At 46.5% G+C, this 19,824-nt stretch carries 24 protein-coding genes; 15 read left to right on the top strand and 9 right to left on the bottom strand.

The genetic code is table 11. From position 1 onward, the window contains the following. Positions 1-2: 2 nt before the first annotated feature. Both paaD and nadD read left to right on the top strand, forming a co-directional pair. Entirely contained in the window at positions 3-497 is a 495-nt protein-coding gene (gene paaD, locus AB6805_RS07620; protein ID WP_370908841.1) for a 1,2-phenylacetyl-CoA epoxidase subunit PaaD, read from the top strand. After that, positions 472-1,149, top strand: a complete 678-nt coding sequence (nadD, locus tag AB6805_RS07615) for a nicotinate (nicotinamide) nucleotide adenylyltransferase (protein WP_370908840.1) — start codon at positions 472-474, stop codon at positions 1,147-1,149. The genes paaD and nadD overlap by 26 nt, the downstream gene beginning before the upstream one ends. Here the strand turns inward: nadD and AB6805_RS07610 are convergent, their stop codons facing one another. Beyond that, positions 1,150-2,226: an AI-2E family transporter gene (locus tag AB6805_RS07610; RefSeq protein WP_370908839.1), complete on the bottom strand. Its 1,077-nt coding sequence runs from the start codon at positions 2,224-2,226 to the stop codon at positions 1,150-1,152. It abuts the gene before it with no gap. Positions 2,227-2,444: 218 nt separating this feature from the next. On the opposite strand from AB6805_RS07610, the gene AB6805_RS07605 reads away from it, so the two are divergent. From AB6805_RS07605 to AB6805_RS07595, 3 genes are read left to right on the top strand one after another with little or no spacing between them, the layout of a single operon-like run. Next, positions 2,445-2,639 carry a YtxH domain-containing protein gene (locus AB6805_RS07605; RefSeq protein WP_291916028.1) on the top strand — a complete coding sequence of 65 codons (195 nt, stop codon included), beginning with the start codon at positions 2,445-2,447 and terminating at the stop codon, positions 2,637-2,639. Between the two features lie 24 nt (positions 2,640-2,663). Beyond that, positions 2,664-3,134 (top strand): hypothetical protein, encoded by a 471-nt coding sequence (locus tag AB6805_RS07600; protein WP_370908838.1) that lies wholly within the window; start codon positions 2,664-2,666, stop codon positions 3,132-3,134. Positions 3,135-3,154: 20 nt separating this feature from the next. Further along, positions 3,155-3,502 carry a hypothetical protein gene (locus AB6805_RS07595; RefSeq protein WP_370908837.1) on the top strand — a complete coding sequence of 116 codons (348 nt, stop codon included), beginning with the start codon at positions 3,155-3,157 and terminating at the stop codon, positions 3,500-3,502. On the opposite strand, the gene AB6805_RS07590 is transcribed toward AB6805_RS07595, so the two are convergent. The 3 genes from AB6805_RS07590 to AB6805_RS07580 all read right to left on the bottom strand — a co-directional run bounded on the left by AB6805_RS07590 (position 3,450) and on the right by AB6805_RS07580 (position 6,652). After that, complete coding sequence (locus AB6805_RS07590) at positions 3,450-5,147, bottom strand: TonB family protein (protein WP_370908836.1); 1,698 nt, start codon at positions 5,145-5,147, stop codon at positions 3,450-3,452. The two genes, AB6805_RS07595 and AB6805_RS07590, sit on opposite strands and share 53 nt — an antisense overlap. 5 nt (positions 5,148-5,152) lie before the next feature. Next, positions 5,153-5,515 carry a BlaI/MecI/CopY family transcriptional regulator gene (locus AB6805_RS07585; RefSeq protein WP_370908835.1) on the bottom strand — a complete coding sequence of 121 codons (363 nt, stop codon included), beginning with the start codon at positions 5,513-5,515 and terminating at the stop codon, positions 5,153-5,155. A gap of 111 nt (positions 5,516-5,626) precedes the next feature. Continuing rightward, positions 5,627-6,652, bottom strand: a complete 1,026-nt coding sequence (locus AB6805_RS07580) for an SPASM domain-containing protein (protein ID WP_370908834.1) — start codon at positions 6,650-6,652, stop codon at positions 5,627-5,629. 132 nt (positions 6,653-6,784) lie between these two features. Between AB6805_RS07580 and AB6805_RS07575 the strand changes: the two genes are divergently transcribed. Both AB6805_RS07575 and AB6805_RS07570 read left to right on the top strand, forming a co-directional pair. Next, positions 6,785-7,534 (top strand): glycoside hydrolase family 25 protein, encoded by a 750-nt coding sequence (locus AB6805_RS07575; protein ID WP_370908833.1) that lies wholly within the window; start codon positions 6,785-6,787, stop codon positions 7,532-7,534. Between the two features lie 20 nt (positions 7,535-7,554). Further along, entirely contained in the window at positions 7,555-7,824 is a 270-nt protein-coding gene (locus tag AB6805_RS07570) for a hypothetical protein (protein ID WP_370908832.1), read from the top strand. On the opposite strand, the gene AB6805_RS07565 is transcribed toward AB6805_RS07570, so the two are convergent. Beyond that, positions 7,825-8,370 (bottom strand): CAP domain-containing protein, encoded by a 546-nt coding sequence (locus AB6805_RS07565; RefSeq protein ID WP_370908831.1) that lies wholly within the window; start codon positions 8,368-8,370, stop codon positions 7,825-7,827. A 383-nt stretch (positions 8,371-8,753) separates the two neighbouring features. Between AB6805_RS07565 and AB6805_RS07560 the strand changes: the two genes are divergently transcribed. Continuing rightward, a complete protein-coding gene (locus tag AB6805_RS07560) occupies positions 8,754-8,939 on the top strand; it encodes a hypothetical protein (RefSeq protein ID WP_370908830.1) in 186 nt (61 codons plus the stop codon). Between the two features lie 115 nt (positions 8,940-9,054). Here the strand turns inward: AB6805_RS07560 and AB6805_RS07555 are convergent, their stop codons facing one another. Further along, complete coding sequence (locus AB6805_RS07555) at positions 9,055-9,492, bottom strand: DUF4440 domain-containing protein (protein ID WP_370908829.1); 438 nt, start codon at positions 9,490-9,492, stop codon at positions 9,055-9,057. Positions 9,493-9,610: 118 nt separating this feature from the next. Between AB6805_RS07555 and AB6805_RS07550 the strand changes: the two genes are divergently transcribed. The 4 genes from AB6805_RS07550 (at position 9,611) to AB6805_RS07535 (ending at position 14,287) form a co-directional block, all read left to right on the top strand. After that, positions 9,611-10,801, top strand: coding sequence for a DegT/DnrJ/EryC1/StrS family aminotransferase (locus AB6805_RS07550; RefSeq protein ID WP_370908828.1), 1,191 nt, complete (start codon positions 9,611-9,613; stop codon positions 10,799-10,801). Positions 10,802-10,872: 71 nt separating this feature from the next. Beyond that, on the top strand, positions 10,873-11,598 hold the full coding sequence (gene kdsB, locus AB6805_RS07545; protein WP_370908827.1) for a 3-deoxy-manno-octulosonate cytidylyltransferase: 726 nt from the start codon (positions 10,873-10,875) through the stop codon (positions 11,596-11,598). 20 nt (positions 11,599-11,618) lie between these two features. Further along, complete coding sequence (locus AB6805_RS07540; protein WP_370908826.1) at positions 11,619-12,695, top strand: iron-containing alcohol dehydrogenase family protein; 1,077 nt, start codon at positions 11,619-11,621, stop codon at positions 12,693-12,695. Positions 12,696-12,841: 146 nt separating this feature from the next. Further along, positions 12,842-14,287, top strand: coding sequence for a DNA recombination protein RmuC (locus AB6805_RS07535; RefSeq protein ID WP_370908825.1), 1,446 nt, complete (start codon positions 12,842-12,844; stop codon positions 14,285-14,287). On the opposite strand, the gene AB6805_RS07530 is transcribed toward AB6805_RS07535, so the two are convergent. Next, positions 14,277-15,461, bottom strand: coding sequence for an MFS transporter (locus AB6805_RS07530; protein WP_370908824.1), 1,185 nt, complete (start codon positions 15,459-15,461; stop codon positions 14,277-14,279). The two genes, AB6805_RS07535 and AB6805_RS07530, sit on opposite strands and share 11 nt — an antisense overlap. A gap of 178 nt (positions 15,462-15,639) precedes the next feature. Here AB6805_RS07530 and AB6805_RS07525 point away from each other — a divergent pair, with 178 nt between their 5' ends. The 3 genes from AB6805_RS07525 (at position 15,640) to AB6805_RS07515 (ending at position 17,530) form a co-directional block, all read left to right on the top strand. After that, positions 15,640-16,110 carry a Dps family protein gene (locus AB6805_RS07525; protein ID WP_370908823.1) on the top strand — a complete coding sequence of 157 codons (471 nt, stop codon included), beginning with the start codon at positions 15,640-15,642 and terminating at the stop codon, positions 16,108-16,110. Between the two features lie 120 nt (positions 16,111-16,230). Then, positions 16,231-16,983, top strand: coding sequence for an NYN domain-containing protein (locus tag AB6805_RS07520; protein ID WP_079471435.1), 753 nt, complete (start codon positions 16,231-16,233; stop codon positions 16,981-16,983). Between the two features lie 4 nt (positions 16,984-16,987). Continuing rightward, the gene (locus tag AB6805_RS07515) at positions 16,988-17,530 is read left to right on the top strand and encodes an O-acetyl-ADP-ribose deacetylase (RefSeq protein ID WP_370908822.1); all 543 of its coding nucleotides are present in this window, start codon (positions 16,988-16,990) and stop codon (positions 17,528-17,530) included. 73 nt (positions 17,531-17,603) lie between these two features. Here AB6805_RS07515 and AB6805_RS07510 read toward each other — a convergent pair whose 3' ends face one another. Both AB6805_RS07510 and AB6805_RS07505 read right to left on the bottom strand, forming a co-directional pair. Next, entirely contained in the window at positions 17,604-17,747 is a 144-nt protein-coding gene (locus AB6805_RS07510) for a hypothetical protein (protein ID WP_370908821.1), read from the bottom strand. A gap of 71 nt (positions 17,748-17,818) precedes the next feature. Then, the gene (locus AB6805_RS07505) at positions 17,819-19,792 is read right to left on the bottom strand and encodes a thiamine pyrophosphate-dependent enzyme (RefSeq protein ID WP_370908820.1); all 1,974 of its coding nucleotides are present in this window, start codon (positions 19,790-19,792) and stop codon (positions 17,819-17,821) included. Between the last annotated feature and the right edge of the window lie 32 nt (positions 19,793-19,824).

Genomic DNA, 19,824 nt, shown 5'->3' with positions numbered 1-19,824 from the left:
TGATGTCTTCCAAAACAATTACGATAGCCGATGTATATGCAGCACTGGAAACGGTGATGGATCCGGAGATCCCGGTATTGAGCGTAGTGGATCTGGGAATGATCACCGGTGTGGATCTGAATGACTCGGCGGTGCATATTAAAATGATTCCCACTTTTGCGGCCTGCCCGGCGGTGAGTTATATCCAACACAACATTAAAACGGTGCTGGAAAAAGAACTCGGTATAGCCGTTAGCGTTGAAGTGGACAAACAGGAGCACTGGCATAGCAACCGGATGACGCCTGCCGCCAAGGAAAAGCTGAAAGCCTTTGGCATAGCACCCCCAAAAGTATTGGCCGGAGAAGTAAGCGCAGAACTTATGATGGAGGTTCCCTGCCCGCATTGTGGCAGCGAGCAAACTTATTTACGTTCTCCTTTCGGCTCTACGTTGTGCCGTGCGATCCATTTTTGCAAGAACTGCGGCCAGGTGTTTGAGCAATTCAAACCACTGGAATAAGCCTTATTTCCATGTTCCCGCTATAAATACCTATTTTTACACGCATTATGAAGTAGCCATTGGCAATTTATACGATGAAAACATGAGAATAGGCTTGTATTTTGGGTCTTTTAATCCTATACACACGGGGCATTTGATCATTGCCAATTACGTAGCGCACAATACTGATCTTGATAAAGTATGGCTGGTGGTTTCGCCGCATAACCCGCTGAAACCACAGTCGGCCCTGCTGAATGAACATGATCGCTTTCACCTGGTGGAGCTGGCCATCAAAGACGAGGTGCGGCTGCGGGCCAGCAACATTGAGTTTTCGTTACCCCGGCCGTCCTATACAGTGGACACGCTCACGTATTTGCAGGAGAAATTTCCAACACAGGAATTTGCCATTATTATGGGAAGCGACAGCTTTCAGAATTTACCGCGCTGGAAAAATTACGAACAGATCGTGAAAAATTATCCGATCTATGTTTACCGCCGGCCGGGGCATGAAATAACAGACACCTTTGGCGCCCGGATTGAAATACTGGATGCGCCTATGCTGGACATCTCCGCTACAGATATCCGAAAATGGCTGAAAGAAGGAAAATCTGTACGTTTTATGGTACCTGATAATGTGATTAACTATATCTCCGAAAATAATTATTACCGCTGATTACCTTGTTCCGGGCGTATCGCGGACATCTGTGTCGGTGGCCGGTTTTTTCTGCGCGATATCCCTTCTTTTTATCACAAACTCATTTCCGTAGATATCCAGCAAAAGGATAAACATAGAGATGAGTAAGGGTCCGAAGATCAGGCCGATGAAGCCAAACAGGCTAACGCCAATGATTACACCGAATATGGTAATGAGGGGATGAACATCTGCAATTCTCTTTGCCAGCAACATCCGCGCGACGTTATCAGAGGTGCCAACCACGCCGAATCCATACACCAGCACCGCTATGCCCTGCCAGGTACTGCCGGAAGCCAGTAAATAAACTCCCAGTGGCACATACACAGCGGCGGCGCCTATCACCGGCAGCATTGCGGTAAAACAGGTGATCACAAACCAGAAAAAAGGCTGGGGGATTCCAAAAATTAAATAGCCGATCAGAGAAATAACACCCTGTACCACTGCAATGAGGGGGATACCTACGGCATTGGCAATTACCAAAGTGTTGAACTCTTTACCCAGTCTTTCCACATTTTTATCTTTCAGGGGAATATACTCATAGAGGTTCTCTTCCATTTTCCGGCCGTTTACCAGCATAAAATACAGCATGAAATACATCAGGGCAATAGTCGTAAGGGTATTGAAGGTAGCGCCGAGGAACCCGGGTAAAAAGGCGGTGATATTTTCCTGTATTTTTTGCAGCCTTTCTGCGGTGAGCAGGCCGAATCCCAGGCTGTTTTCCAGCCGGGCATTGGTTTGTTTGAGGCTGTTGATGAGTTCTGTGGAGTGGTTGGCGGCATAAGCGGCTTTGGCCCCGAGCATGTTTATCAGCATGCCTATGGGCAGCAGGATCACCAGGAACGAGAGGACCATCAGCAGTGCCGCGGCAAGATTTGTTCTCCACTTACGTTGTTCTACCAGTTTGAACATCCATTTCCTGCTGATTACATAGAGGGTAACAGCTCCCAGGAAGCCGGGAAAAAAGGTGAACATCTCCATAAACAGGAGCACAGCAAGAAAAAGGATCAGGAGTAAAAAGCCAATTTGTTTAAGGCGGTCGTTGTCAAGATAGCTCATAGTACATAATATCGTGTAATTATCCCGTATGTCAAAAAACAGACCGGCCGCGCCGTTATACTTTTATAAACCCTAAACAAAATTACGGAGAGCTTGTTCTTATTTGGCGGAGGTTTAACACAGCTTTTTATTCAATTGTCATTTATGGAATAATGTTTGTTGCACCTCTGTTACCAAAAAAGAAAACCTAATTTATAACATCTTAAAAACCTTTAGTTATGAGTAACAGTTCCAAAGCCGTGGTTTCATTTATTGTGGGTGCAGCCGTAGGCGTTGCAGTAGGATATTTCCTCAATTCAGATAAAAAAGATGAACTGGTAGAAAAATTAAGAGATCAGTCTGAAAAGCTGAAAGAAAAATGGAGAAAGAAAAAAGATCAGTTCCAGGATGAGTTAGAGAATGAGTTGGCATAACCCCATTTGAATAAATTGATTTGCATGGAAGATAATTTCAGCAACTATTTTTCCCAAACGGGAAAAGTAGCCAGGGAATACCTGGAAACCAGACTGGACCTGATTAAGCTCCAGGCAGCAGGAAAGCTGTCAAAAGCGTTGGGATTGTTTTTCTCTCTTTTGATGGCTTTCCTGCTGTTCTTTTTTGTGATTGTGTTCCTGGGCATGGTAGTAGGCTTCTGGATCGGGGAAATGACCAATAGTTTTACCATTGGTTTCAGCTGTGCTGCAGGATTATTTATATTGTTATTCCTGGTTATTTTATTGTTCCGTAAGCAGCTGATACAGCGGCCACTGGCTAAATTGCTGATTACGGAACTGGTAGATGAAATTACAGACCAGGATGAGCATTCCAATCATATTCACAACCAGCGGGCAAAGGAACATCCGGAGCAACCTGTAGATCCGGGGTATGTTCCTGATGAAGAGGCCACTGAAAACACCATGAAAGGATAAACAATGATAAATGTTTACACATGAGTAAGAAAATAGACAGCTTCGAATCACTGGAGCTGGAAATTACCCGGCTAAAAATGAAGTCCAGGCTGCTGGAAAATGAAATGGGAAACAGGGTGGATTTTTTCAGGGACAACTATAAAAAGATGGCCCTGAATGCTGTTATCCCCGGTAGCGCAAAACATAGCGGTGCCCTGAACGTAGCCATGAATGTGGCTAAGATGGCCTGGGGAAGTGGTAAATTTAAGAATTTTGCTACCGGGGCATTAATGACAGCACTTGAGTTTATAGGTGTTCAACTAGGTATCAACCTGTTTAACAAGGTGACGAAGGGTCGTCGAAAAAAGAAAGAGACAGTGGCTGAATAAAGGAAATCGGTTTCGGCAAGTATCCCACTACAATTATATCCGCGTTATCTGCGTCGGATCCTTTGATAAATCCACCTGCGCCATTATCCAGCATAAATGATATGCGCAGGGAAACGGTAACAGTTTTCCCGGAAGGATCTGCTGCAAAGGTAGGGAGCTGTTCTAAAACACGTTTTACCTCATCGCCCAGTGCTTTATCCGGTGTTTCCAGCAACTCTATATTATTGATGACACCGTTGGGCTGAATTTTATATTGCAGCCTGACCACACCGGCCGTTTTGCTTTGCTGGCTTGCCCTCGGATAGCGGACATTTTTTGCAAACACCTTGCGGTATGCGTGCTCTCCACCTGGGAAGCGATTCAAAAAGGTGGAGTCGGTCGTAATCCCTTTAGCGGCTCCATTACCTTCTGCCAATGCAAGGTCCTGCAGGTGCCGGGGGCAATTCTTCATTGGAAAAGGACCTATTCCGCCTTCCTTCTCAGCACAATAAAAGAAATACGGTGTAAATGGAACTTCCATTGTTTCCCGCATTGACCAGGTATCCGACACCAGTTTGAAGTCAATTTTTGTGATTTCCCCGTTCTTATTACGTTTCAGGGTCGGTATGTTCAGCGTTATTCCCTTTTTTTCCAATGCATCCTTCATTTCCGCGAAGTCCTTATCAGAAGTTAAGGGCGTAACCACTCCATAGAGCCGGTCGTTTTCTGTGGCCAGGTATTTAGTGCCCGCGTCGTTTTTTGGGGATGGAGAAGTGGCCGCCAGAAGGCCCGCTGCCAGTGCAAATACCGGCAGCAGCAGCAGGTACCGCCAGGTACGTAGCCGGGGTGATTGGGTTTTGTTGATCATGAGTATTCTGTTTTTAATGAATGATTTGCTGAAATGATTCACAATGGTTACGCGGCTGCCGGCCAGGCCTATCTTCAGTAAACTGTACTGGTAAGCATCCGGGGCATCGGTGGTTTGGATGACGGCTTCATCTGCCAGGAACTCCAGGTTCAGCTGCAGCGCTCTTTTACAACGCCATGCAAAGGGATTGATCCAGCAAATGCAGCAGTAGAGGGCTGATAGCAGCATATCGGCAGAGTGGTATTGCTGTACATGCGCTTCTTCATGTTTGAGAACATGCTGCAATTCCGTATGGGCATGTGCGTTAGGATCGAAGAAAATGGTTCTCAGAAAAGAGAAGGGCGCTGTTATTCCCGGAAGCTGTACATAACGTATATTATTGCGCATGTATACATTGCCTGCCCGTACCAGGCGGCGGATCTTTAAGAGCTGCAGTATATGCAGCAACAGCAGGAAAGCCGCTATTGTTATGTATGCTGCTACCAATATGGTACCGCCATGCTGCATCAGCGGGTCCCACCAGTGGTGTTCCTCTGCGACACCGGTTACCTGCGTAGATGCGTGCGCGTTATCACTAAAGTAAACGCTTACCGGTGTTGTGGCTTCTGTTGATTTTTGCGTCCATTGCCATGCAGGGAGGGGAAGCAGTGGCAATATCGCTGAGAATATGAAAGCGCTCAGCAGAACGATCCTGTTATACCGGTAAAATGTTTCTTTTTTAAAACAGCTGATATACAGGAGATAAAAAAGCGTCATTGCACAGGATGCTTGCAGAATATATATAAACAGGGTAGGCATACACGTTATTTTTTATCTTTTTCGATCATCTTTACCAGCGTCTTCATGTCTTCCGCACTTATTTTTTCTTCCTTAGCGAAATAAGCCAGCATATTGAGATAGGAGTTATCAAAGAAAGTGTTGAGTACCTTTTTCATAAAAGTATCTTTATAACTTTCCTTTGCAATGGTGGGGTAATACTCGAAGGAGCCACCATATTCATGATGGGCGAGATAGCCTTTATCTTCCAGTCGCTTCATGAGCGTGGCGATGGTGTTGTAATGCGGTTTCGGGTCGGGGAGCTGCTCGATGGCATCCTTTACAAATGCTTTTTCGAGATCCCACATTACCTGCATTAATTCTTCTTCTTTACGGGATAGCTTTTTCATAACACTAATCTATAACTATTTCTGTAGTTTAAAAACTATTTTTGTAGTATTAAACTATAAATGTAGTTAATGGATTGAATGTCAATGAGAAAAAAGTTCTGCAGCAGGCAATTACCCCCAAACTTTAGTGCCTTCACTGCAGTTGGCGCAGATATCTATGTTTTTGCGGGTTTCGAGGATTTCGCTACGGAAACGGATATACTCTTTATTATGCCACAGTGTTTTGAAGGATTCTTTTTTCAGATCGCCCAGCCGGTGTTGGGCGTCTTTGTCGAAGCAGCAGGGTACCACCAGGCCATCCCAGGTAACCACCGGGGAATGCCACAGACGCCAGCAATGATTGCTTAACTTGTTTTTTATGGCGTAGGTGCCGTCTTCGTTGCGATGGTAGCGGGAGTATTTATCGATGGTAGGAATTAAGCGGTTGCCTTCTTCATAATCATATACCTGCGCAGTTTTAAACCGCACCTGGTCTACACCTATTTCCTTGGCCAGCCGTTTAATATCTTCTATCTGGTGTTCATTGGGTTTTACTACAAGGAACTGGAAAAAGACAAAAGGCTTGGATGAATTCAGCTCTTTTTTCCATTTTACGATGTTTTTTGCACCCTGGATCACTTTATCCAGGTGGCCGCCTACCCGGTACTGCGTATATACGTCCTGGGTAGTACCATCAATAGAGATGATGAGCCTGTCCAGTCCACTTTCCACTGTTTTCTTCGCATTGGCATCTGTGAGGTAGTGGGCGTTGGTGGAGGTAGCGGTGTAAATTCCTTTATCGGCCGCATATCTCACCATGTCCAGGAAACCGGGGTTGAGATAAGGTTCTCCCTGGAAGTAAAAAATCAGGTATAGCAGTTCTTTGGAAATCTCATCGATCGTTTTCCTGAAAAAGTCCTGTTCCAGCATGCCGGTAGGGCGGGTGAAGGCCCTGAGCCCGCTGGGACATTCGGGGCAACGGAGGTTGCAGGACGTAGTAGGCTCAAAAGATATAGAAATAGGATAGCCCCACTGAACCGGTTTGTTGGTCCACTTGCTCATGAAATAGCTTCCAAGTACTTTGCCGGCATTTAAACCGCGGCGCAGTGTGAACTTTGAAAACAAATTAAGGGTATCCTTCAGGTTAAAATCGGGCATAAAAAATCACTTGACCGTTGTAAAAGTAGCTTCTTTAAACAAATTATAACCTATACTTGCTGTAAAAAATAGGACTGCCGGCATTTATTACAGCATCCTTACCCAATTACCCTGCAACTAACAGAAGCAAAAGTGAAAAGTATCCGGATCCGATTATTATTAATATTACTGGTAGTACTAGCCGCAGTGGCCTATTTATGGTGGCGCCAGCGGGAAAAGCAAGTGAAATTTGTACGGTATGAAGAGTTTGGAATTGACATGCCGGTGAATTATAAGATACATGGGATAGATGTTTCTAAATTCCAGAAAGACATCAACTGGGCGGCGGTAAAGCAAATGCAGGTAGATAAAATTCGTATATCCTTTGCCTTTATAAAAGCCACGGAAGGTATTACACGGCAGGACGCCGCCTTCAGGATAAATTGGGACAAGGCGGGTAAGGCCGGTTTAATCCGGGGCGCCTACCACTTCTTTTATGCCACCCGGGACCCGTTGAAACAAGCCATTAACTTCCATAATGTGGCCGACCTGCAATCCGGGGATCTTCCGCCGGTACTGGATATCGAAACCAGCAACAATCAGCCTGCGGCCGTGATCCGCAGCACGGCGAAAATCTGGCTGGAGGAAATGGAAAAGGTATACAAGGTAAAACCCATCATCTACACTAATATTCATTTTTACGAAACATATCTTGGCAGCGAATTTGACCGCTATCCACTGTGGATCGCGCATTACTATCAGAAGGAGCGGCCGCGTTCCGACAGGGCCTGGTTGTTTTGGCAGCACAGCGATATCGGCCGGGTAAACGGCATCCGGACCACCGTGGATTTTAATGTATTTAAGGGCGACAGTACAGACCTTGCCAAACTGTGCATACCTTAGTAGTGCTGATATAAAAGATTATGGAAGAAGAACAGGAAAAACCGGCGCCGGATCCCAATAAGATGGATTATGAGTTGTTTCATTTCCTCATAAAAATAATGCGGACCATCTTTATTGGCTTTTTCTGGTTGATGATCAATGTATTCCTCGGGTTGTACCTGGGATTTGCTGTGCCGGAGGAGTCTACTCCTGGCAGGATGATCTTTTTTTACAGCTGGTTTGGCGTTTCCATGGCGGCCTATCTTTACTTTGTATGGCGTATGTGGCGCAAAAAGATGAGCGCCCCCTGATTAGTTGGCAACGGACCTCCTGCCCAATTCCATTGTCCAGTCGTTGTTATAGCGACCAATACCGATCTCTTTAAAATTAGCATCCATCATATTGTGACAATGTTTCGGACTGTTTAGCCAGCCAAGTATCACTGCTTGTTCGTTCAGGCTGCCGGTAGCTATATTTTCCCCATAAAAGGTCCATTTGTATCCGGCTGCATCCAGGCGGGAACCAGGTGTGGAACCATTGAGCCCGGTATGGTCGAAATATTTATTCAGTACCATGTCTTTGCTGTGGTCATAGGCCGCTCTTTCCAACAGGCCATTCCAGGTAAGGGTGCCTACAGGAGGCATTGATTCTGTACCGCAGTTACAGCCACGGCTGCGTAATCCGTTTACCAGCAGTAAGAGGGCGTTGCGGTCCACTTTGTTTTCGGGCACCACCGACGTATCTGCAGGAGGTGTTTTTTCCGGCGCATCCAGCGCCAGGTCAGTCTTTTTAGTACAACTGCAATAAATAACAACAGCCATCAGAGCGGTGGCAACGCGCATAATTTTCCCGGGCATAACCAGTAATTAGTTATAGTAAATAGATACCGGGTTCTAAACAGGACTTGGATTAAAACTAAAAAATTGGCTTTAGGCAGGAACTTGATTAAAACTACTCGTGGCTGATCAGAGGTTACGGGTTAAAACTTGTTTGAGGCACCGAAGATAGTGTGTAGATATGAGATAATGATCATAGTTTTTGTAAATCTAATGTTAATCAGAACTGCAATATTTCCGCAGGCCGTGTGTTGTTATTCTTTCTCACTGTGCATCAGGGTTTTGTGGAACTGATGCCCCGGACACCCTTCGCCAGCTCGTCAAATGGCCTGTTTTGAGGGTGGAATAGTGTTTGTGATTCCCATGGTGTATCTCCCATATTTTCATCTTCAAAAAAAGAGATTATGAAAAAGAAGGAAACAGATCATACCGGTGAGTATCATGACAGGAAGAAGAAACCGGTAGACATATTAGACCAGGATAAAGGCACTACTAACCGTAATCCCTTACATGGCGATTTGTCTGATAAACCTGAAAAGGAGAACAAAGCGGTAAGGGATAGTGAAGCCAGTAAGAAATCAAAGCATTGAACATTTTACCATATCAGATGAAAACTTTTAAACTTTACTTCTAAAGAAAAAGAAGTCCAGAACTTCTTTAATGTTGTGGTGTATAGCGGCCATCCTATTCCTGGGATGGTTTTTTTTAGCTGCTGTGGTCAGCAATAATTTTCCATTGTCCTTTTATTTTTTGTAAGATGAGACTGAAGTGGCCCTGTAAGTCGCCTATAGTCCTTTCCAGGTGCCATTTCCCGATTAAGAGGTAAGTATCGGAAGCCAGGGGCTTGAATTCCAGCAATTTGAAATCCAGTTTGCCCATTGCCGCTGCGTCCGGATATGTTTTTTTATAGCGGTCAAGCGTAGCCTGCCAGCCATAGGTAACCCCGTTTTTACCGATGAACAGCAGGGAATCGGAATGCCAGTAAGTAGTCATGAAGCCGTCGATATCTCCTTTATTCCAGGCGGCCGTTTGCGTGGCCATGAGTGCAGCAATCTGTTGCTGATCGGCGGGGCGGGCTTTCTGCGCATGAGCGGGCATTCCGGCTAAAACCCCCAACAGGGTAAGGAACAGTATAAAACGCATGGTGAATTTTTAGCAAAAGATAAACAGTTTTTCCGATGTAACGCAATGCCTATTATAGTAACTTTGCAGCACTATTGAAAAAGCACTCATTCAAATTATATTTTAAAATCAACAGTTTATGCCCGGATATGAACTATTTGGAGCCGAGGAAAGGAAAGAAGTAAACGACGTACTGGAAACAGGAATAATGATGCGTTACGGATTCGACGGTCCGCGTAAAGGCATCTGGAAAGCAAAGGAGCTGGAACAGGCTATTTGCGATAAACTGAATGTACAGTATACCCAGCTTGCCTCCAGTGGTACGGCCGCGTTAACCACCGCTATGGCTGCCCTGGGATTGGGCGCCGGCGATGAAATCATTATGCCCACCTTTACTTTTGTGGCCAGCTTTGAATCGGTATTTTCCGTAGGCGCCACACCGGTACTGGTAGATGTGGACGATACCCTGACCCTGGACCCCAAAGCGGTGGAAGCAGCTATTACTCCCCGTACAAAGGCAGTAATGCCGGTGCATATGTGCGGCGCAATGGCCGATCTGGATGCGTTACAGGCCATTTGTAAAAAGCATAACCTGTTCCTGCTGGAAGATGCCTGCCAGAGCTTTGGTGCTTCCTATAAAGGAAAAGCGCTGGGCTCCATTGGCGACGCCGGCACATTTTCTTTTGATTTCGTAAAAACGATCACCTGTGCAGAAGGGGGCGCCATCATTACCAATAATAAAGACATTTATACTAAATGTGACGGGTATACGGACCATGGTCATGATCACCTCGGGGTAGACCGTGGCGCTGATCTTCATCCGTTTATCGGTTACAATTACCGTATTTCTGAACTGCATGCTGCAGTGGGACTGGCGCAGATCCGCAAGCTGGATACCTTCCTGGAAATACAGCGTAAGACCAAGAAAATATTCAAGGATGCACTGGCCACTGTGCCGGGTGTAACCTTCCGCCGGTTGCCGGATGAAGCCGGCGACAGCGCTACCTTCCTGTCGTTTTTCCTGCCGGAAACAGCCCAGGCAGCAAAAGCAGCTGCTGCAATGAAAGCCGCCGGACTGGCCGCTTTCCATTATTATGATAACAACTGGCATTACATCCGCCAGTGGCAGCATTTTAAAGAAGGGCATGTATTAACGCCCTTTGCAAAAGAACTGAAACAGGCAATGGAGGTTTACAAAACCAAAGAATTCCCTGCTTCAGATGATATCATCGGAAGAAACATTTCCACCCCGATTAACCTGGGCTGGAGCGAAGAAGAGATCCGGGAAAGAGCAGAGAAACTGGTGAAGGCAGTTAAAAGCGCATTATAATTGATCTGGTAAAGGCGCAGGGCAGCAATGTATATTTGTTGCCTGCGCCTTTGCAGTTAAAACCATACTACATGAGAAAAATAGCGTTGATACCTGCCCGTTATGGGGCGTCCCGCTTCCCAGGTAAGATGATGGCTAAGCTGGGTGATAAAACAGTGATACTCAGAACCTATGAATCTGCAGTAAACACTGGTGTTTTCGACGATGTAATGGTGGTGACAGACAGTGATCTTATCTATAATGAAATTGTAAGTAACGGCGGCAAGGCCGTTATGAGCAAAAAGGAGCATGAATGCGGTACCGATCGTATAGCCGAAGCCGTTGTAGATATGGAAGTGGATATTGTGGTGAATGTGCAGGGCGACGAGCCATTTACACAGAAAGAGCCGCTGGAAAAGCTGTTGAAGGTATTTGAAGGGGAAGAAGGAAAAAAAGTACAAGTAGCTTCGCTGATGCAGGAACTGAAAGACCCCGCATCCATAGAAGATCCCAATTACGTGAAAGTGGCGGTAGATAAGAACTTCAACGCCTTATTCTTCTCCCGTTCCGTTATTCCCTATCCCCGGAATAAAGAGATCAAAAGCATTTACTACGAGCATATCGGTATTTATGCCTTCCGTAAACAAACCCTGCTGGATTTCACCCAGCTGGCGATGACGCCACTGGAGGCGGCCGAAAAGATTGAATGTTTGCGTTACCTGGAGAATGGCATTCCTATGAAAATGGTAGTGACTTCTTATATGGGCGTGGAAATAGATACGCCGGAAGACCTGGAAAAGGCAGCAAAACTTTTATAATACCTAACTAACACGGATATATGAAATTCAGGAATTTTAAAATGGTGGACTATGTAGTTTACGGCAGCGGATGTTTTGATCAGCTGGGTGAAATACTGGCCCCCAGGCGCATAGGCGATGCTCCCATGATATTCTTTGTGGATGAGTACTTCCAGGATAAGAATGATTTTCTGGCCCGTCTTCCGTTGGAAGGCAAGGACAAAATTGTGGTGATTGATGTGACCGATGAGCCCAAAACAAAAACGGTTGATAAGATCCGTGATGAGCTCAAAGCGGAATTCGGTACGGTATCCGGTATCATTGGTATTGGTGGCGGCTCTGTAATGGACATGGCCAAAGCGGTATCCCTGATGATGACTAACCCGGGTTCTTCTGCGGATTACCAGGGATGGGATCTTGTGAAAGTAGCCGGTGTATATAAAGTGGGCATTCCTACTATTTCCGGTACCGGAGCAGAAGTAAGCCGTACCTGTGTGTTAACAGGACCAACCCGTAAGCTGGGTATGAATTCTGATTTCACGCCGTTTGACCAGATTGTACTGGACCCTGCGCTGACCAGCACCGTGGAGGCAAACCAGCGTTTTTATACTGCGATGGATTGTTTTATTCACTGTGTGGAATCGCTGGAAGGTACTTACCTGAATGCGTTCAGTAAATCATATGGTGAAAAGGCACAGGAGCTGTGTGAAGAAATTTTCCTGCAAAAGGATGAGTGGGATGACGATGCCGACGAGAAACTCATGATGGCCTCTTATGCCGGGGGGATGAGTATTGCTTATTCCCAGGTGGGTGTGGCGCATGCCGTGAGCTATGGTTTGGCCTACCTGTTGGGCACCAAGCACGGTATTGGTAACTGTATTGTGTTTGATAAGCTGGAAGAGTTTTATCCTGAGGGAGTGATAAAGTTCAAGCAGATGGTGAAAAAGCATAAGATTGATATCCCGCAGGGAATCACCAAAGGCTTGACAGATGAGCAGTTTGAAACCATGATCAATGTATCGCTGGGTATGGCGCCATTGTGGGAAAATGCGCTGGGTAAAGACTGGCAGCAGTTAATGACCCGCGAAAGACTGCGTAAGCTGTACGAACGTTTATAACAGGGTTTATTATATTGAAAGCAGGAACGGGCGGATTATTTCCGGTTGTTCCTGCTTTTTTAATGATGTTTGAAGAAGTTATCTGTTCACCGCAACGCAGATTCAGTGCGTAGTAATAAGTTATTTTGCTTTCAGAGGAAATTATCATGATCATATTAATAGTCATTTCGGGAATTGCGATACTGGTGCTTGGCTATCTTTTATTCGCGGCTAAACAGCAGCAGCGGGTGCAGGAAGCGGCACTGGCGCAGCAGCAGCAGGCCTGGCAAGCCAGCCAGGCGGCCTTGCAGGAAAAGTATAACCTGCTGGAGGCCCGGCAGGAGTACCTGCAGAATATGCTGGATGATAAAGGGATGTTAGTAAAAGAGAAGCAGGAACAACTGGAACGGTTAAACGAAGAGTTTTCGGTGCTGATGTCTGAGCAGGGCCGTATCATGGAGCAGAATAAATACCTCCAGCTGCAGTTGAGCGGGGAAAAGGAACGGCTGCAACAGGTACAGCAGGATTTTAAAATCCAGTTTGAGAATATAGCGCAGCAGTTGTTGCACCGTATTTCCGGTACGTTCATGGAGCAGAACAAAGTGAAAATGGACGACGTACTGAAGCCGCTGGCGGAGAAGATCGACAACTTCCGCAGTAGTGTGCAGCAATCGCTGGTAGCGGAAACGGCGCAGCGCACCGAATTGAAAAACGAGTTGCAGCGGCTGTTACTGCTCAATCAAACATTGTCTAAGGAGGCGAATAACTTAACGAACGCCCTGAAGGCAGACACGAAGAAACAGGGAAACTGGGGGGAAATGATCCTGGAAAGGGTATTGGAGGCTTCCGGATTGGAAAAGGGAGTGCATTACTTTACCCAGGATGCGCAACGTGATGAAACAGGGCAACTGAGAAAACCCGACCTGGTATTGCAGCTGCCGGAAAACAGGCAACTGGTGATCGATTCCAAAGTATCGCTGAAGGCATATGAACAATATTGCAGTGCCACCAACGAAGAAGAAAAAAAGCATGCCCTCAGGATGCACCTGCAATCGGTGAAGAACCATGTAACGGAACTTAGCGCTAAAGCGTATCATACGCTATACAAGAACACCACCGACTTTGTGATGTTGTTTATTCCTATTGAGCCGGCTTATGCCCTGGCCATTATGCAGGTGGAGGAAGACTTGTATGATTTCGCTTTCCGTAAAAGGATCATACTGGTGAGCGTACCGTCTTTACTGGCCACTTTACGCGTGATTGATAATATGTGGCGACTGGATAAACAAAATAAGAATGCGGAAGAAATAGTGAGGCAGGGAAGCGCCTTGTATGATAAGTTTGTAGGCTTTGCAGAAGATATGGGCCTGATCGGGGAACACCTGAAACGTAGCCAGAATGTTTATGAAAGCGCTATGAATAAGCTCTCCAGCGGGAATGGCAACCTGGTGGGCCGCGCCGAAAGAATGCGCAAACTGGGGCTTGATAATAAAAAGGTGCTACCAAAAGATTTGCTGGCAGATCCGGCGGCTGACTTGTCATTGCCTGAGGAAGAAGAGCAGATTACCGTAATCCCTGCAACCGGGATTGCTGATGCAGATGTTAGTGAATAGCGTCTGCGGCCTTCCGGGGCTTATAAATAAAACTGAGATATAAAGTGGCCATTAGTGTAATGCCGGCAAATATATAGAACGTAAGAGGGAAATTAGTCGCGTGATTATTATAGATGAAGGCTGAAAAGTAAGCCCCGAGGCCAATACCGGCTTCCATAGCAATATACATGCTGGCCAGCGCGCGCCCGCGGTGTTCCGGCCGGCCCAGATCTACCGTCCAGGCGGTAACGGCAGGGGAGTTCAGCCCCACGGAAATTCCATATACCACCGCTGAGGAAAGCAGTAATATGCTATTGTGCGCCAGCGCCATCATCAGCATGGAGCCAGCCATCATCAGCGCTGAGATCTTTAAAACAGGTACACGGCCAAACTGATCTGATACCCTGCCCGCCAATAGCCGGATCCCGATAGAGCTCACCGTAAAGAAAGTAAAGAAAAGACCTTTATTGCTTATCCCCAGGAAAGCGCTGAAATCCGGGATGATAGTAAGAATAGCGCCATAACTGAAATAAGTAAGGAAAGTGATGATCACCGGAGACCAAACCAATGGTTCAAAAATCTCACTACCGGAGATCTTTAGCAGGGAAAACCGGAACGGCTGCTTATTGGTAAGGGTTTCTTTCATGCCTATGAGAATAACTACAGACAACAACGCAAACACAGCAGACAACTGGAACATGATGTTAATATTCCATCGTACCGCCACGTATCCGCCAATAGCCGGCCCCATAGCCATACCGATAGTACTGAATAATCCTACCATACCCATTGCCTCACCACGCCGCGTAACCGGTACCATATCGGATACGTAGGCAGAAGTGCCCGTAGGCTTAAACCCCGTAGAAAACCCGTGGAAGAACCGCAGTAACAGGAATGCGCCTACAGTACTGATTAAAGGATAAATCAGGCTGCACACTACACATACCAGCGACCCGAAAATCATAACAGGCACACGTCCTATTGTATCCGTAAGCTTACCGCTGAATGGCCTCGACAGCCCCGCCATTAAGGTGAACAGGCCAATAATATATCCTTTATAATCCGCGCCGCCCATCCGGGTAAGATAGGCCGGCAGCTCAGGGATCATCATATTGAAGCTGGCAGAAAAGAGCGCATTGCTAAGACAAAGTAGTATAAAATGCAGCGTGTAGATGCTTTCCTTCGACTGATACATGTACACAAAATTAGGAACTATGGTACAATTTTAGCAAAGTAATTGCCACCCCGGCGATCTCATGAACAAAAATCAGCAGTAGCCTGTTTATATTAACCGGTTGTTAAATTATGATAATCATCATAGCCCGGTAACCAGGGAAATATTAAATTTATAGTAACCAAAAAAACGCAATGATATGAAAGCAAACATTGGTGTTTCAGCAGAAAACACAAAACAAATAGCATTAGAATTGAATAAAGTACTGGCCGATGAATTACTGATTTATGCTAAAACACGCAATTCTCACTGGAATATCGAAGGAAGTAATTTCATGGAAATGCATAAGTTCTATGAAGCACAATATGAAGAGCTGCAGGACTTTGGCGATGAAGTAGCAGAATACATCCGTTCATTGGGACATTATGCAGAAGGCCGCTATGCCGATGTATTGAAACTGACCAACCTGCTCGAGTCTGAGTATTCCAACGATCAGAAAAAACAACTAAAGGAATTACTGGATGATCATGAAACCATTATCCGTAACCTGCGCAGGCTTATCGATGAATTCGATGAGAAATATAAAGATAAAGGAGCTGCAGATTTTGCCACACAAATGCTGCAAAAGCACATGAAGCTGGCCTGGATGATCCGCGCATACCTCAGCTAAACAGATCACTTAAAGTAACTGACGTGCTGGTGGCAGTAAATAACTGCAGCCGGCACGTTTTTAGTTTTCAGTAATTGGCTACATTTGTTGGTGTTCCCCTTCAACCCAAAAATTAAAACAATGGATAATACCACGAAAGACCTCCGCCTGGCAGTGCTGATAGACGCTGACAACATCCCGTATCATAATATTAAAGGGATGCTGGAAGAGATAGCCAAGTATGGTAATCCTACCTTTAAAAGAATTTACGGCGACTGGACAAAACCCACGGTGGTAGGATGGAAAGGGGTGCTCCTGGACTATGCGATCACTCCCATTCAGCAATACAGTTATACCTCCGGTAAAAATGCGACCGATTCCGCTATGATCATTGATGCGATGGATATACTGTATACCGGCAGGGTGGATGGCTTTTGCCTCGTATCGAGCGACAGCGACTTTACCCGGTTGGCTACCCGCTTGCGGGAGGCCGGAATGATTGTATACGGCATGGGGGAACAAAAAACACCCAGCGCCTTCAGGGCCGCGTGCGACAAATTTATTTACCTGGAAATTTTACAGGTAAGAGAAAAGAAAACAGATACCGAGAAAACCACAAAAACCACTAAAGATAAACGGAACAGCATCAGTAAGGCAGATAAGCAGCTGGTATCTTTAATATCCACCAGTATCAATGATATTGCAGACGAAGACGGATGGGCCTACCTGGGCGAACTCGGGAACCTGTTGCTGAAGAAACAACCGGATTTTGACTCCCGTAACTTTGGATTCAATAAGCTGGTGCAATTGCTAAAAAGTTTTCCGGACTTTGAAATAGACATCAGGGAAAGTGGAAAGAAAACCGGGAAACTGGTATATGTAAGAACTGTATAATCCTATGGCACATAGAAAGATCAGCATCATTCAAGGTGATATCACGAAAGTAAAGGCAGATGCCATCGTTAACGCGGCCAACTCTTCGCTTTTAGGCGGCGGAGGTGTAGATGGCGCTATTCATCGCGCAGGCGGACCGGAAATACTCAATGATTGCAGGGCTATTGTTGCCCGGCAGGGAGGATGCAAAACCGGGGAAGCAGTAATCACTACCGCCGGCCGTTTACCGGCAAAGCATGTTATACATACCGTAGGACCTGTTTGGAACAACGGTACCCGGGAAGAAGATATCCTGTTAGCCAATTGCTACCGGCACTCACTGGAGCTAGCGGCCCGGCATCATTTAAAAAGTATCGCGTTCCCCAATATCAGTACCGGCATTTATCATTTTCCTAAAGATCTTGCTGCGAAAATAGCCATGGATACTATCGTGAAGTACCTGGAGAAAAACACGGAAATAGAAGAAGTGATCCTCGTGTGTTTTGATGAAGAGAATTTACGTTACACAAAGCACTATTATAATCAATACATCCCTCCCGAAGAATAATACACTAAACATAGAAGGGGCCATCTCATTGAGATGGCCCCTTTTTATAATGCGATGTGAAAAACTATTGCAATTAGATTTTTGCGTACTTAACCCATGCGTAGATAAACATGGCAGCAAAAACGATAATGGCCACAGGAGCCAGGAAACCTCCGATACTATCGCCAACTTTATAGAAGTTGGTGGTGTGTACTACTGTTAAAAGATTCATCAACATTGTATAATGATTTTATATTATTCCGGATGCAAATTAAAACTTTCAATGCATATTCCCAATCATACGGTCGGTTACCAGCTGGTTAATTGCTGAATGTACTTGTCCAGCCTTGCTTTGGCGAGAAAATTTTTTTCCAGCGGGCCGGCAAAAGGCACAGGGGTATCCAGGCTGGCGCACCGCATCACCGGGGCATCCAGGAGGGGAAAGCAATGTTCGGCGATCCAGGCGCTGATTTCCGCGCCAAAGCCACCCGTCAGCGTGTCTTCATGCAGGATCAGCACTTTACCCGTTGCGGCCACTATTTCCCGGATAGCGGCATAATCCAGTGGGAGCAGGGTACGCAGGTCCAATATAGCGATCGAAAGCGCCGGGTGCTGTTGGGCATACTCCAATGCCCAGTGCACGCCACTGCCCCAGGTAATGATGCTGATATCTTCTCCGGGCTGTACCAGCGCGGCTTTTCCTATTTCAATGGTGTAATAATTATCAGGTACTGGCCCACTGATGCTGCGATACAGTGCCTTATGCTCAAAGTACAGAACCGGGTTGGGATCGGCGAAAGCTGCGGTCAGCAAGCCTTTTGCATCTGCCGGGTTGGAAGGGTATACCACTTTCAGGCCGGGTACATGGGTAAACCACGCTTCATTGGTTTGCGAATGGAAGGGACCGGCGCCAACACCGCCACCGGAGGGCATCCTGATCACTACATCGGCTGCCTGGCCCCAGCGGTAATGTATTTTGGCCAGGTTGTTCACAATCTGGTTGAAGCCACAGGTCACAAAATCGGCAAACTGCATTTCCACCATGCTCTTGAATCCCCCGATAGACAGGCCCAGCGCAGCGCCGATTATCGCACTTTCGCAGAGGGGAGTATTCCGCACCCTGTTTGCGCCGAACTGCTCCAGGAAACCTTCGGTGATTTTAAAAGCGCCGCCGTAAACTGCAATGTCCTGCCCCATCAGGATCAGCTCGGGGTGTTGTTCCATCGCCTGTTTAAGACCATCAGATAAGGCGTTGATAAAGCGTTTTTCTGAAGACGGCCCCAAAGCGGCTACCGGAGCGGGCGCCGGGGCATAAAGGTCATTCAGTTCTGTTTGCGTATCGGAGGTAAAAGGGACATCGGTAAAGCCCGTGGCCACCTGTACATCTATTTCATGCTTCAGTTCTTCCCGGATAGCGGCAATACTTTCTGCAGAAAGGATGTTGGCCTGCACCAGGAAGGATTCATATTGCGCGATGGGATCTTTTTTACCCCAGGCTTCAAACAGCTCCGGAGGCACATATTTTATGCCGCTGGCTTCTTCATGTCCGCGCATGCGGAAGGTCATGGCCTCTATCAGTACGGGTTTCTGTTCCTTGATGGCATAGGCCCTTGCGGTGCGTATGGTTTGATATACTTCCAGCAGGTTATTGCCATCTATCTGTACGCCTTCCATGCCGTAGCCAATGGCTTTATCCACCAGGTTGGCGCAATGATATTGTTCGCTGACGGGGGTACTTAATCCGTAGCCATTATTTTCTATCAGGAAGATGACCGGCAGGCCCCATACCGCTGCCACATTGAGCGCTTCATGGAATTCTCCTTCGCTGGTACCGCCTTCTCCGGTAAAAGTGAGGGATACCTTTTCTTCTTTTTTCAGCTGGTGCGCCAGTGCAATGCCATCGGCAACAGACAGCTGGGGACCGAGATGCGAGATCATGCCGCAAATATGATGTGCTTTGCTGCCAAAGTGAAAGGAGCGTTCGCGACCTTTACTGTAGCCGTTTTCACTTCCCTGCCATTGCTGCAGTAGTTTGTGGAGGGGCATTTCACGGGTTGTAAACACACCGAGGTTACGATGCAGGGGGAGTATCCACTCGTCTGGTTCCAGCGCCAGGGTGGCGCCTACCGCAATAGCCTCCTGGCCGATGCCTGAAAACCATTTACTTATTTTACCCTGCCGAAGTAACAGCAGCATTTTTTCCTCTATAAGCCGCGGGTATACCAATGCTTTATAGAAAGACTGTAATTGCGCGTCGTTCAAGTCTGACCGGTCAAAGTGCATGAATTGGCTTTTTAACAGGCAGTAAAGGTAAT

The organism is Chitinophaga sp. RCC_12, assembly GCF_041360695.1.
In the GTDB taxonomy this organism is placed as follows: Bacteria; Bacteroidota; Bacteroidia; order Chitinophagales; family Chitinophagaceae; genus Chitinophaga.
This window is presented reverse-complemented; position numbering and strand designations above follow the sequence as displayed.

What these genes read in the sequence shown, in the direction of transcription:
- paaD (WP_370908841.1), top strand. Translation starts at nt 3, where the DNA reads ATGTCTTCCAAAACAATTACGATAGCCGATGTATATGCAGCACTGGAA.
- AB6805_RS07570 (WP_370908832.1), top strand. Translation starts at nt 7,555, where the DNA reads ATGGAAGAAGAACAGGAAAAACCGGCGCCGGATCCCAATAAGATGGAT.
- AB6805_RS07600 (WP_370908838.1), top strand. Translation starts at nt 2,664, where the DNA reads ATGGAAGATAATTTCAGCAACTATTTTTCCCAAACGGGAAAAGTAGCC.
- AB6805_RS07595 (WP_370908837.1), top strand. Translation starts at nt 3,155, where the DNA reads ATGAGTAAGAAAATAGACAGCTTCGAATCACTGGAGCTGGAAATTACC.
- AB6805_RS07560 (WP_370908830.1), top strand. Translation starts at nt 8,754, where the DNA reads ATGAAAAAGAAGGAAACAGATCATACCGGTGAGTATCATGACAGGAAG.
- AB6805_RS07530 (WP_370908824.1), bottom strand. Translation starts at nt 15,461, where the DNA reads ATGTATCAGTCGAAGGAAAGCATCTACACGCTGCATTTTATACTACTT.
- AB6805_RS07520 (WP_079471435.1), top strand. Translation starts at nt 16,231, where the DNA reads ATGGATAATACCACGAAAGACCTCCGCCTGGCAGTGCTGATAGACGCT.
- AB6805_RS07510 (WP_370908821.1), bottom strand. Translation starts at nt 17,747, where the DNA reads ATGTTGATGAATCTTTTAACAGTAGTACACACCACCAACTTCTATAAA.
- AB6805_RS07555 (WP_370908829.1), bottom strand. Translation starts at nt 9,492, where the DNA reads ATGCGTTTTATACTGTTCCTTACCCTGTTGGGGGTTTTAGCCGGAATG.
- AB6805_RS07535 (WP_370908825.1), top strand. Translation starts at nt 12,842, where the DNA reads ATGATCATATTAATAGTCATTTCGGGAATTGCGATACTGGTGCTTGGC.
- AB6805_RS07550 (WP_370908828.1), top strand. Translation starts at nt 9,611, where the DNA reads ATGCCCGGATATGAACTATTTGGAGCCGAGGAAAGGAAAGAAGTAAAC.
- AB6805_RS07525 (WP_370908823.1), top strand. Translation starts at nt 15,640, where the DNA reads ATGAAAGCAAACATTGGTGTTTCAGCAGAAAACACAAAACAAATAGCA.
- AB6805_RS07610 (WP_370908839.1), bottom strand. Translation starts at nt 2,226, where the DNA reads ATGAGCTATCTTGACAACGACCGCCTTAAACAAATTGGCTTTTTACTC.
- AB6805_RS07590 (WP_370908836.1), bottom strand. Translation starts at nt 5,147, where the DNA reads ATGCCTACCCTGTTTATATATATTCTGCAAGCATCCTGTGCAATGACG.
- AB6805_RS07540 (WP_370908826.1), top strand. Translation starts at nt 11,619, where the DNA reads ATGAAATTCAGGAATTTTAAAATGGTGGACTATGTAGTTTACGGCAGC.
- AB6805_RS07585 (WP_370908835.1), bottom strand. Translation starts at nt 5,515, where the DNA reads ATGAAAAAGCTATCCCGTAAAGAAGAAGAATTAATGCAGGTAATGTGG.
- AB6805_RS07580 (WP_370908834.1), bottom strand. Translation starts at nt 6,652, where the DNA reads ATGCCCGATTTTAACCTGAAGGATACCCTTAATTTGTTTTCAAAGTTC.
- AB6805_RS07605 (WP_291916028.1), top strand. Translation starts at nt 2,445, where the DNA reads ATGAGTAACAGTTCCAAAGCCGTGGTTTCATTTATTGTGGGTGCAGCC.
- kdsB (WP_370908827.1), top strand. Translation starts at nt 10,873, where the DNA reads ATGAGAAAAATAGCGTTGATACCTGCCCGTTATGGGGCGTCCCGCTTC.
- AB6805_RS07505 (WP_370908820.1), bottom strand. Translation starts at nt 19,792, where the DNA reads ATGCACTTTGACCGGTCAGACTTGAACGACGCGCAATTACAGTCTTTC.
- AB6805_RS07515 (WP_370908822.1), top strand. Translation starts at nt 16,988, where the DNA reads ATGGCACATAGAAAGATCAGCATCATTCAAGGTGATATCACGAAAGTA.
- AB6805_RS07565 (WP_370908831.1), bottom strand. Translation starts at nt 8,370, where the DNA reads ATGCCCGGGAAAATTATGCGCGTTGCCACCGCTCTGATGGCTGTTGTT.